Annotated in this window: 11 protein-coding genes; 2 read left to right on the top strand and 9 right to left on the bottom strand. The window is 74.7% G+C overall.

The genetic code is table 11. The features are described 5' to 3' along the window. Positions 1 to 26: 26 nt before the first annotated feature. Positions 27 to 1,109, top strand: a complete 1,083-nt coding sequence (locus tag ACIO92_RS00085) for a LacI family DNA-binding transcriptional regulator (RefSeq protein ID WP_366440933.1) — start codon at positions 27 to 29, stop codon at positions 1,107 to 1,109. On the opposite strand, the gene ACIO92_RS00080 is transcribed toward ACIO92_RS00085, so the two are convergent. Then, positions 1,076 to 2,710, bottom strand: coding sequence for an amidohydrolase (locus ACIO92_RS00080; protein ID WP_366440934.1), 1,635 nt, complete (start codon positions 2,708 to 2,710; stop codon positions 1,076 to 1,078). The two genes, ACIO92_RS00085 and ACIO92_RS00080, sit on opposite strands and share 34 nt — an antisense overlap. A gap of 94 nt (positions 2,711 to 2,804) precedes the next feature. On the opposite strand from ACIO92_RS00080, the gene ACIO92_RS00075 reads away from it, so the two are divergent. Next, positions 2,805 to 3,593: a TetR/AcrR family transcriptional regulator gene (locus ACIO92_RS00075; RefSeq protein ID WP_366440935.1), complete on the top strand. Its 789-nt coding sequence runs from the start codon at positions 2,805 to 2,807 to the stop codon at positions 3,591 to 3,593. Here ACIO92_RS00075 and ACIO92_RS00070 read toward each other — a convergent pair. The 8 genes from ACIO92_RS00070 to ACIO92_RS00035 form a co-directional block, all read right to left on the bottom strand. Then, positions 3,532 to 4,281, bottom strand: coding sequence for a 4'-phosphopantetheinyl transferase superfamily protein (locus ACIO92_RS00070; RefSeq protein ID WP_366440936.1), 750 nt, complete (start codon positions 4,279 to 4,281; stop codon positions 3,532 to 3,534). The two genes, ACIO92_RS00075 and ACIO92_RS00070, sit on opposite strands and share 62 nt — an antisense overlap. A 7-nt stretch (positions 4,282 to 4,288) precedes the next feature. Beyond that, positions 4,289 to 5,542 carry an MFS transporter gene (locus ACIO92_RS00065; protein WP_366440937.1) on the bottom strand — a complete coding sequence of 418 codons (1,254 nt, stop codon included), beginning with the start codon at positions 5,540 to 5,542 and terminating at the stop codon, positions 4,289 to 4,291. Between the two features lie 335 nt (positions 5,543 to 5,877). Then, a complete protein-coding gene (locus ACIO92_RS00060) occupies positions 5,878 to 6,156 on the bottom strand; it encodes a hypothetical protein (RefSeq protein ID WP_366440938.1) in 279 nt (92 codons plus the stop codon). A gap of 101 nt (positions 6,157 to 6,257) precedes the next feature. Then, positions 6,258 to 7,646, bottom strand: coding sequence for a glutamate synthase-related protein (locus ACIO92_RS00055; protein ID WP_402055745.1), 1,389 nt, complete (start codon positions 7,644 to 7,646; stop codon positions 6,258 to 6,260). Further along, positions 7,643 to 8,641, bottom strand: a complete 999-nt coding sequence (locus tag ACIO92_RS00050; protein ID WP_366440940.1) for an asparagine synthetase A — start codon at positions 8,639 to 8,641, stop codon at positions 7,643 to 7,645. Before ACIO92_RS00050 ends, ACIO92_RS00055 begins: the two co-directional genes overlap by 4 nt. 143 nt (positions 8,642 to 8,784) lie before the next feature. Continuing rightward, the gene (locus tag ACIO92_RS00045) at positions 8,785 to 10,149 is read right to left on the bottom strand and encodes a methylaspartate mutase (protein WP_402055742.1); all 1,365 of its coding nucleotides are present in this window, start codon (positions 10,147 to 10,149) and stop codon (positions 8,785 to 8,787) included. Then, positions 10,146 to 10,568 (bottom strand): cobalamin-dependent protein, encoded by a 423-nt coding sequence (locus ACIO92_RS00040; protein WP_351784384.1) that lies wholly within the window; start codon positions 10,566 to 10,568, stop codon positions 10,146 to 10,148. The genes ACIO92_RS00045 and ACIO92_RS00040 overlap by 4 nt, the downstream gene beginning before the upstream one ends. Positions 10,569 to 10,721: 153 nt before the next feature. Further along, the gene (locus ACIO92_RS00035; RefSeq protein WP_366440942.1) at positions 10,722 to 10,928 is read right to left on the bottom strand and encodes an MbtH family protein; all 207 of its coding nucleotides are present in this window, start codon (positions 10,926 to 10,928) and stop codon (positions 10,722 to 10,724) included. Between the last annotated feature and the right edge of the window lie 137 nt (positions 10,929 to 11,065).

Below are 11,065 nucleotides of genomic sequence, written 5' to 3'. Positions count from 1 at the left end.
GTCGTGAGGGTGGCAGCATCGTTTCCATGACCGAAGTCCCACGGAACGGCGGACAGCCCTCGGGGCCCCTTCCGCGCGTCCGCCTGATCGACGTGGCCCGCGAGGCGGGCCTGTCCAAGACGACCGTCTCGGCGGCGCTCAACGGCACCGGGAGGCTCTCCCCCGAAGTCCGGGAGAGGGCCCGCGGGACCGCGCGCGAAATGGGCTACCGGCCCAACGCCACCGCACGCCATCTGCGCGCGGGACGGGCCCGGTTGATCGGATACGTGATCGGGGAGTTCGCCGACGCCCCCTGGACCTTCCTGGAGTCGCCGTACTTCGCCCGGCTGACCGCCGCCACCTCGGCGACCGCGCTGCGACGCGGCTACGCCGTGGTGCTGCTGCCCGCCGGGTCCCTGCAGAGCGAATGGGCCGACCTGTCCCTCGACGCGGTGATCGTCGCCGACCCCGTCGCCGACGACGCGGTCGTGGACGACCTGGTCGCCGCCCGCATCCCCGTCTTCAGCGACCGCTCCGTCGAAGGACGGCCCGGCACCTACTGGGTCGACGTCGACGCGGGCGCCGCCGTGCGCGGAGCCCTCGACCACCTCGCGGAACAGGGCGCCGCACGGCCCGTGCTCGTCGTCCCCGACAGCACGACCCGCTTCCACACCGAGGTGTGCGCCGCCCACCGGGCCTGGTGCGCCGCCCACGGCCTGCCGGAGCGGGTCGTACGGGTCGGCGCACCGGGCAACGGCCCGGTCGTCCGGGCCGTCGAGACCGCCCTGGCGGCCACCGGGGACGAACGCCCCGACGCCCTCCTGGTCGTGGCCGAGGCGAGTCCGCCCCTGGTCCTGGCGGCGGCCCTCCGCCACGGCTACGAGGTCCCCGGCGACCTGCTCCTCGTCTGTGTGAGCGAGGACGTCACCGCGGGACACACCGAACCGCCGGTGACCACGCTCAGCCTGCGGCCCGAGGCGGTCGCGGAGGCGGGCGTCGCCCATCTGGTGGCGGTCCTGGAGGACGGGCGGCGGGAGCTTCCGGGGGCGCTCGTCCCGACCCGGCTCGACGTACGGGCGTCATCGCTCAGGACCGGTCAGACGGAGTGCACGAGCCGCCCGCCGACATAGGTCCGCTCGACCCTGGCCTCCGCGATCTCCTCCGGCGGCGCCGTGAGGATGTCGCGGTCCAGGACGACCAGGTCGGCGAGGTTGCCCACGCGCAGGCTGCCGGTGTCGTCGAGACCGTTCACATGGGCGGTCCCCGCGGTGTAGGCGGCCAGCGCCGTCGTCAGGTCGAGCCGCTGCTCGGGATAGAAGACCCGGCCGTCGGAGGAGCCCGGCTCGCGCCGGTTCACCGCCACGTGGACGCCCGCGAGCGGGTCCGGGCTGCTGACCGGCCAGTCGCTGCCCGCCGCGAGCGTGGCGCCCGCCCGCAGCAGATCGCCGAACGGGTACTGCCAGGCCGACCGCTCCGGGCCCAGGAACGGGATCGTCAGCTCGTCCATCTGCGGCTCGTGGGCCGCCCACAGCGGCTGGATGTTGGCGATCGCGCCGAGCGCGGCGAACCGGCCGAGGTCCTCGGGGTGCACCACCTGGAGGTGGGCCAGATGGTGACGGTTCCCCCGCCGTCCGTTGGCCGCCACCGCCGCCTCCACCGCGTCCAGGGCCTCCCGCACCGCCCGGTCGCCCAGCGCGTGGAAGTGCACCTGGAAGTCCAGCGCGTCCAGCTCCGTGACATGGCCGCGCAGGGTCGCCGGGTCCACGAAGCTCAGCCCCGAGTTGCCCGTGGCGCAGCCGCAGCCGTCCAGGTAGGGCGCGGTCATCGCGGCGGTGAAGTTCTCCGCCACCCCGTCCTGCATGATCTTCACCGAGCCCGCGCGGAACCGGCCCGTGCTCAGCGACTCGCGCCGCGCCACCAGCTCCGGGATCTGCTCGGCGCCCCGCGCCCGGTCCCACCACAGCGCCCCGACGACCCGGGCGGTCAGCGAACCGTCCCGCGCGGCCGTCACATAGGCGTCCGAAGGGTCCGGACGGCCGTCGAGGCTGCCCAGCATGGCGTCCTGCCAGGCCGTGATCCCCAGCGAGTGCAGCAGCCGCTGGGCCCGCAGCAGTCCGGCGAGCCGGTCCGCCGGGGTGCTCGCCGGGACCAGGTGTGCGACCAGCGCCGTCGCCCCCTCCTGGAGCATTCCGCTGGGGGTGCCGTCCGCCTCGCGCTCGATCCGGCCGTCGGCGGGGTCCGGGGTGCCGGCCGTGACCCCCGCCAGTTCGAGGGCCCGGGTGTTGGCCCACGCACCGTGGTGGTCACGGTTGGACAGCAGCACCGGACGGTCCGGGACGACCGCGTCGAGGAGCTGCCGGGTCGGCAGCCCGCCGTCGAAGCTCTCCATCGACCAGCCGCCGCCGGTGATCCACGCCCGGTCCGGGTGCGCGTCCGCGTACGCCCGGATCAGCTCCAGATAGTCGCCGACGCCGACGGTCCCCGTCAGATCGCACTCGGCCAGCTCCATCCCGGCGAACACGGCGTGCACGTGCGCGTCCTGGAAACCGGGGAGCAGCAGCTTCCCGGTCAGGTCCACCACCTCGGTGCCGGGCCCGACGAGCTCCCGCACCTCGTCGTGGCCCACGGCCGTGATCCGGTCGCCGACGACGGCGAGCGAGGACGCCCGGGTACGGGCCGGGTCGGCCGTGAAGACGGGACCCCGGGTGAAGACCAGATCGGCCTTGGCCATGCGCGTGCTCCAGAACGTGAGGCGACGGGTGGTGGCCGCCATGGAAGCCGCAAGGGCGTTTACACGTCAATGGTGTTGACGTAAGGTCCCGGCCATGTCCGAACGCGTCGTTCCCGAAGACCGGCGGCAGCGCCGCAGACCCACCAAGCAGGGCGCCGTCCTCTCCGAACAGCTCATCGTGGACACCGCGCTCCGGCTGGTCGCCCGGCACGGCGCCGAAGCGCTCTCGGTCCGCAGGCTCGGCGCCGCCCTCGGCGCCGACCCCAGTGCCCTCTACCGCTACTTCCGCAACACCGACGCCCTCCTCCTCGCCCTCGCGGACGAGCTGATCGGCCGGGCCCAGGAGGGCTGGACGGCCACCGGCGACTGGCGCGAGGACCTGCGCTCCATGGGCCTGCGGATCCACGCCGGCTATCTCGCGTACCCGCAGGCAGCCGTCCTCGCCGCCCACCGCACCACCGGACGGCCCCACGAGACCCGGGCCGTCGAACGCATCCTCGGCATCCTCCGTACCGCCGGATTCCCCGACGCCCTCGCCGTGCGCGCCTACCACGCCTTCGTCGACCAGGCCCTCGCCTTCGCCGCCCAGGACGCCGCCGCGCTCGCCCTGCCCGAGGCCGCCCGGGAGGCCGACGACGCCGTCTGGCACGCCGTCTACGGCAGGCTCGCGCCCGACACGCACCCGCACATCGCCGCGACCTTCCCGCTGCTCGCCGCCGACATGAGCGGCAGCGGCTACCCCTTCGCCCTGGAACTGATGCTCGGCGCGGTGGCCGCCCTCCTCCCCGCCGACCGGCCGGGACGGGCGCCGCGACCCGCCGTCACCCGTCCGCGGGCGGGACGCTCAGGGCCACCGCCGCCCAGTGCCCCCGCGGAACCCTGACATCGGTCAGGGACCAGCCGGGCAGCGGCGCCGGGACCGGCCCCGAACCGACGTAGTCGGCCGCCGGATCCTCGGACAGACCCACCCCGAGACCCTTCAGGTACGCCTCCTTGCGCGTCCACACCCGGGTGAAGGCGAGGGCCCGCTCGGCCTCCGGGAGCGCGGCCAGCTCGGCCGCCTCCCGGGGGTGCAGCACATCGGCGGTCTCCGCGATCGTGGCGGGCGGCGGCACCGCCTCCACGTCCACCCCCACCGGACTCGTGGCGAAGGCCAGCAGGCTCAGGCCCTCGCAGTGGGAGAGCGAGAAGTGCAGCCGGTCCCCGGGCAGCACCGGCCGCCCGTGCGGCTCCCCGCACCCCGGGCACGGCGCCCGTGAGACCTCCACCTCCAGAGGCGGCAGCCCGAGGTACGAGCCGAGCAGCCGCCGCAGCCCCACATGGGCGCAGAGATACGAGTCCCGGTCGGCCTCGCGCAGGAACTCCGCCGCCCGCGCCAGCTCCTGACGGTCCAGCACGGACGGGGCGTACCGGGCCGCCGCCACCCGATGGGTGACCGTGTCGACCAGCCACACCCGCGGCGCACCGGGCGACAGCTCGCCGGTCGGCGGCGGAGCCACGTACACGGCGGCCAGCGCGGCCGGGACCAGGGGCGCGCCCGGGGACGTACGCGGAACGATCAGTTCGGTCATGGCATCCTCACACCGTGGCGGGGGAGTCGTCGGGCAGGGACACGGCCTGGGTCCGGGGCGCCGCCGCCGGGGCACGCAGCGCACACAGCGCGAACACCGGGGACAGCACGGCCACCGCACCGCAGAGCAGCCAGGTCCGCTCCACCCCGAGGCCCAGCGACACCGTGCTGAACAGGGCGATGGACACCGGAGCCGTACCGATGCCCGCCAGCGCGAGGGTGGACATCGCCGCTCCCATCTGCCCCTCGGGAGCTGCCTGCTGATAGAACGTCACGATCGCGGGACCGTTGATCCCCGACAGCACACCGACCCCGGCGGCCACCGCGGCCAGCGTCGCCACCGACGGCATCAGCGCCATCGCCACGATGCCCGCCGCGAGACCGACACCGCCCAGCACCAGCCGCACGAACAGCGGCACGCGGTGCGCGAAGGCCGCCCCGAGCGCACTCGAACCGAGCGCCCCCGCACCGAAACAGGCGAGGACCACCCCGACCGCGCCCACGCCCCAGCCGCGCTCCGTCACGAGCAGCGGCAGCGCCACCTCGGCCGGCCAGCTGAACGCCAGGTCCATGGTGAAGGCCGCCAGGAACATCCACCGCAACCGGGGCCGCGCCCTCAGCAGCCGGATGCCGTCGCCGGAGCGCTTCACCAGGGACACCCCCGGCTCGCGCCGGGGCCTGGCGAACCCACGGGTGACGTACGCGGCGCACACCAGCCACACCGCGCAGCTCCCCGCCGCCACCGCGAGCGCCACCCACAGGTGCCCCACGGTGATCAGCCACGCCCCGGCGGGCGCGCCCGCGATCGGCGCGACCCGGAGCACCATCGCGTACAGCGAGTTGGCGCGGGCCAGGTGCTCGCGGGCGGCGAAGCGCGGCAGGAGCACCCCGGACGCCGGTCCGGTCAGACCGAGCAGCGAGCCCTCGACGACGGCGACCAGGGCGAGCGGCCACAGCCGGTCGGTCCCGGCCACCACCAGCGCCCCGGCCGCCAGGACGACGACCCGCGCGGAGGTGGCCCGCAGCAGCACGATCCGGGGGCCGAGGATGTCCGAGACGGCGCCCCCGAAGATCAGCATGAGGGCGCGCGGGACGGTCGCCGCCAGCATCAGGAGCGTCACGGCCCGGGTGCCGCCGAGCTGCACGGCGGTCCAGTTCATGGCGATGAGGAGGGCGAAACTGCCGCCCTGGACCGCGGCCTGGCCGCCCACGAGGGCGCCCACCTTGCCCCAGTGCACGGTCGCCGGGGATGTCGTGGCCATGGGTGCTCTTTCTCTCGGTGTCAGGGGTGTTCGGTGTCGGAGGTGCCGGAGGTGTCGGAGGTGTCGGAGTCGGGAGTGCCGGTGCCGGTGCCGGTGCCGCTGTCGGAGGCGCCCGTGCCGGGGTCCCGGTGTCAGAGGTGTCCGGGAGGGCACCCGCCCATGTGGTTCGGGTCGCCGCTCGGGGGCCGACGCGGGCGCCGGACCGGTTGTGGTGGTCCGCCTGGGGCCGGGGAGGAGCGGGGACGGAGAGGCTGGTCGTCCTCCGGGTCCGAAGAGCGCCCCGTGGTCTCCCGGCGGTCTCCTGGTGGTCTCCCGGAGGGCGGGGCCGGTGTCCCTCAGTCCGCCGGGCGGACCCGCAGCGACGCCGTACCGGGTCCACCGCGCAGGGCCGAGGCGACCGCCAGGGCCGCCACCCGCCGCTCGACGGCCTCCACGGCGGCTGCCTGCCGGGCCGTCCGGGGGGCGGGCCCACCGGTACGGAGCTCCAGCCTGCCCCCCAACTGGCCCCGTCCCGCAGCGCGGAGCGCCCGCCCCGCAGCCGCGCCCGCCGCCCCCGCGTTCTCCGGGCACACGGTGATCACGGGCAGCTCGGTGAGCGCGAACCGGGCGCGCACGGTGTGGGGACCCGCGCTCCGGACCGCCCCGGTGGCGCCGGGGCGACCGCCGGGACGGGGCCCGCCCGGCCCGCGCCCGGCCCGCGCGGGACACGGCGCGGTCATGACGGGCCGCCCGCGTCCAGCGCGGCCGGGACCGGCATGCGCGCACCTCCGGCGGGCCCGCCGCCGGGCCACCACAGGTCCTCCGGCGCGAGCGCGTCCGCCGCGTACTTGCCGAGGGCGCTCACCAGGAGACGGGTCTCCAGGGCGAGGGCCTCGGCCAGCCGGACCAGGCCGTGCTCCGGGTCCTCGTCCACCGCGATCAGCGCCGCCCTGCCGAGCCCCACCGCTCGGGCGCCGAGGGCGAGGGCGCGCACCGCCCGGCCGCCCTCCCACATGCGTCCGGTGGCGAGCAGACAGCCCCGGGCACCGGCCGGGCGCCCGCCCGACGCGGCGATCAGCCGCAGGCAGTCCGCCAGGCTCAGCCCGACCTGGTCGAGGAAGACCCGGGGCGCCCAGCCCGTACCGCCCTCGGCGCCGTCGACGGTGACGGCGTCCGCACCGGCCCCCCAGGCGGTCGCCGCCGCCCGCGCCACATCACGTCCGGGGTGGAACTTCACCCAGGTACGGGCCTTGGGGAAGTTGTTCCGCATGAACCGCAGCTGCTGGCGGACGATCTCCTCGGTGAACGTGCCGGGCGTGGCGCACCGCAGCCGGTGCCCCTCGTCCTCGGCCCCGCCCGCCCCGTCGCCGCCGAGCACGTCCCGTACGGTGAACCGGCCCGCGAGCCGCTCGGCGTCGGCCCGGCCCACCACCGTCATCCCGCCCAGGCCCGGCTTGGCGCCCTGCCCGGTCTTCAACTCGAAGGCCAGACGCCCCGATTCGAGCAGCGGACGGGTCCCCGGGTCGCTGTAGACCAGGTTCCACACCTCGGAGTCGGCGTCCTCGGTGGACTGCTGGACGACCACCCCGCCGACCCCGTCGGCGACGTTCTCGGTGTACGCCGCGATCCGCGCGAGCAGCGCCGAACGCATCCCGTCCCCGGCGCCGCGCCGGTAGCCGTGCACCGGCACCATGTTCTCCCCGACGACCATCGGGATGCCGAGCCGCGCCGCCTGTTCGCCCGCGGCCACGCCCAGATCGCCGCTGCCCACCCGGGTGGACCCGAACGCCGAGAGGAACAAAGGGAGTTCACTGGTGAAGCCGCCCACCCGCGTGCGGAGATCCACATCGTCGTGGCCCGGTTCCCGGCCCAGTTCGATCAGCTTCTCCAGACGCCGGGGCATGAACACCGGCGGGGCGATCCGGGCCCGGTCCAGCTCGTCCGGGGACGGGTACGGCGACAGGGCCGGGGCCGGGGCCTCCCGGGCGTCCGGGGAGGCGCCGCCGCTCTGACCGTACAGTTCCGTGCCGTAGCCGTCCGCCGGGGGGAACACCTCGGCCGTGCCCCGGCGGGCTCGGGCGCGTACCGCGTCCTCGGGGAAGCCCGCCGCCCGCAGCCCGCTCACGGAGCCACCACCCCGGGGAGCTTCGGGTAGGCGCTGACCTGCCAGAGCGAGTCCAGCCCGGTGAGGAAGCGGACCAGCCGCTGGAGGCCCATGCCGAATCCGGCGCTGGCCGGGATGCCCTCCCGCGCCAGGTCCAGGTACCAGGCGTACTTGGCGGGGTTCTCGCCGCTCTCCCGCATCCGGGTGACGATCGTGGCGTAGTCGGACTCGCGCTCGCTGCCGCTGACCAGCTCGCCGTAGCCGCCGTGCGCCAGCAGGTCGAAGTTCCGCAGCACGCCCGGCCTCTCGGGGTCCTCGCGGTCGTAGAAGCCGCGCGAGCCCTTCGGATAGTCGTCGACGAAGAACGGCCGGTCGGCCTCCAGGGAGAGGATGCGCTCGCCCGTCCAGTCGATCTCGGCGTCCGGGCTCTGCGGGTGCCCGCCGGAGATCAGCCGGGCGACCGCTTCCTCGTGGGTACGGGTGTCGAACTTCCCGGTGCGCAGTTCGGCGAAGTCCCGCTCCTCCCGTCCCAGTTCGGCGAGGACGTCGGGGACGGCGGTCCACACGTGCTCCACGATGTGGGTCAGCATCCCCGCCGCCACGTCCTGGGCGTCCTGGCGGCTCGCCCCGGCGATCTCCACGTCGATCTGGTGGAACTCGACGAGGTGCCGTCCGGTCGAGGCGGTCTCCTCCGGCTCCACCCGCACGTTGGGGGCGATGTAGAAGAGCCGGGGGAAGCCCCGCAACGAGGCCTGCTTGTAGAGGATCGCGCTGGTCATCAGCTTGTACGGGTGCCCGTAGTAGTCCACGTCGAGGGCCTTCGCGCCGCGCCCGCCCGGGTCGGTGACCGGGCCGACGAGCGGCGGCAGGAGTTCGGTGAAGCCCTCACCGCGAAGGAACTCACGTGCCGCGTACAGGGCTTCCTGCTGCACCAGCATCGCGGCGCGCAGCTGGGCGGAGCGCAGGTGTTCACCGAGGGGCGGCGGCAACTGCGGGGTGGGCACGGACTGGACCATGGGACGACTCCGTTCGGACGGATACGGATACGGATGGGGACACGGGCGGGGGGAGGCGGTCGGGGCGGAGCCCGAATGAGGGGCGGAGCACGGGGGAGGAGCGCAGTGCGGGGGAGGAACGGAGTGCGGGGGAGGGGCCGGGCTCATGGGGTGTCCGGGCCGTCGAGACCGTCGTCGAAGCGGCCGGCGACACCGTGGAGGGCCGAGAGCAGCCCGTCCGAGGTGAGCGCCGAGCGGGCACCGGCGACCAGGGACGGAGCCACCGGCATCCGCCCCGCGTCCGACCAGCGCAGCCGCCCCCGGTCGTCGACGAAGCTGCGGGACCGGCCCGCGTTGTCGGGGTGCAGACAGAAGGGGACGTCGAGATGGCCGCGGGCGAACGCGGTCCGCAGCGCCCGGCCCGGGTCGCCGTCCAGGTCGAGGACGGCCTCCACGAGGGCGCGGGCCTCCGCGTACACCTCGCTGTCGGACCCGTGAAGGCCCTCGGGCCTGTCAGGTCCGGCGCCGCCGGGCGGACGTTCCGTCAGGACCGCCGTCGAGGCGGCCGTCTCCAGGGCGCGCACGTTCTCGTCGACCGTCGGGATGCGGTGCGCCTCGGCGGCCGTCTTCACGATCAGCCGGTGCGCCCCGGCGCGCACGGCGATCCGGGCGGACGCCTCCAGGAGCCGGGTCGCGCCGTGCGCGGTCCGGGGGAAGACCCCCATGTACGTGTACAGCACCACGTGCCGGTCCACCTCGGGCGGCAGGAACTCGGCGGCGAGCCTGCGCAGCGCCCGTACCGCCTCCTCGTCCTGGACCGGGTCGGTCTGCTGGGCGTAGCTCAGCGAGACGCTGCGGATGCCGTGCCGGACGAAGAACAGGCCCTCCAGGAGGCTGAGCGCCACCAGCAGGCCCGGCGGGCAGAGCTGGCCGAGCATACAGCCGCCGAAGGTCTCGACGTGCGGTGTCCGGGGCTCCGGGACCAGGGAGGCGAGGAGTTCGCAGCCCCGTGCCCAGTTCTCGACGGACTCGGCGAGCGGGGTGCGGCCGTAGGGCAGGCAGTACGAGACGGGGCCGCCCTCGGTGGCGTCCAGGCCCGCCGCCGCCAGCGCCCGGATGATGGCCTCGGGGCGGGACGAACCGTGCCGGACCTGCACGGGGAAGGACGGACCCGACAGACCGGAGAGCAGCTCACGGGTGAGGGCCGCCGAGTGGGTGGCGATCGGGTAGCCGTTGAGCTGGATCCCCTCGGCGAGGGAGGCGCGGGCGGCCGACGCGTCGCCGACGCGGGTGTAGCTGTCGATGGTGAGGGTGCCCACGGTCGTGGCCGCCGCGGCCCGGGTGCGTTCGAGGCCGGTCCGCATGGCCGCCGGGTCGCTGAAGCCCATCCGGGGCTGGACCACCAGCCGGCCGTCGGCCGCGGCGGCGGCTACGAACGCCCCGAACGAAGGGGCGATCGGGGCGCCCGGCGCCTCGGCGGTGGCCGTCGTCCCCCGGCGGGGGGCCGGGGCCAGGGTGCCGCCGGTCATGCCGTGACCCGGAGGGACCCGGCGCGGTCGAGCCCGGCGACGAGGGTACGGAGCCCGGCGACGTCACCGTCGTCGAACACCGCGTCGCAGCCCGCCGCGAGGAGCTGGGCGGCCCGCTCGTGGTCCCGGGCCCCGGCGACCCCGAGCTTGCCGCCGATGACGACGGGCGTCGTGCCGAGACCGGGCTCGGCACGCAGCCGCCGCACGGCCGAGAGGCCGTCGCGGTAGCCGTGCCCGTTGACACTGCTGATGACCACCAGACCGGGCGTGTGCGTGTGGCACGCGGCGGCCAGGAGGTCGTCCGTCACACACGGGCCGATGTTGACGACCCGGTGTCCCAGCTCCTCGAGGAGGAGCTGCAGATAGACCAGATTCCATGTGTGGGAATCGGATGCGGTGCCGGTCAGCAGAATCTTCATGGCTTCACCCTAGAATTCGGAAAAGGCGTCCGGGGGAAGTTGGAGCGGCAGATCGGACGGCAGTGCGCGCCTTCCGGGGGAAGGGGGAAAAGGGCCGGGCCCCGCAGTGGTCTGCGGGGCCCGGCCCTCGGGGTGGTGCGGGGCGGAGGTGTGTCAGGCGTACTGCGCGAGCAGGCTCTTCGGGCGGATGTCCGTCCAGTTCAGCTCCACGTAGGCGAGGGCGTCGGAGCGGCCGGCCGCCTCCAGGACGACCTCCCAGCCTGCGGGGACGTCCGCGAAGGTCGGCCACAGGGCGTGCTGGCCCTCGTCGTTCACCACGACGTGGAAGGTGCCGTCGGCGTCGTCGAAGGGGTTCGTCATCACTGTCTCCTCGGGGTGCGGAATTGATGCACCGAATTCGTTCGGTGCATTCGTGTGCGGAATGGAGGTGCGGATCGATGCGCGGACTTGATGTACGGGGGTTTGTTTATGGAGTCGATGTATGGAGTCGATGCATG

This window comes from Streptomyces sp. NPDC087215, from assembly GCF_044744885.1.
GTDB lineage: Bacteria > Actinomycetota > Actinomycetes > Streptomycetales > Streptomycetaceae > Streptomyces.
This window is presented reverse-complemented; position numbering and strand designations above follow the sequence as displayed.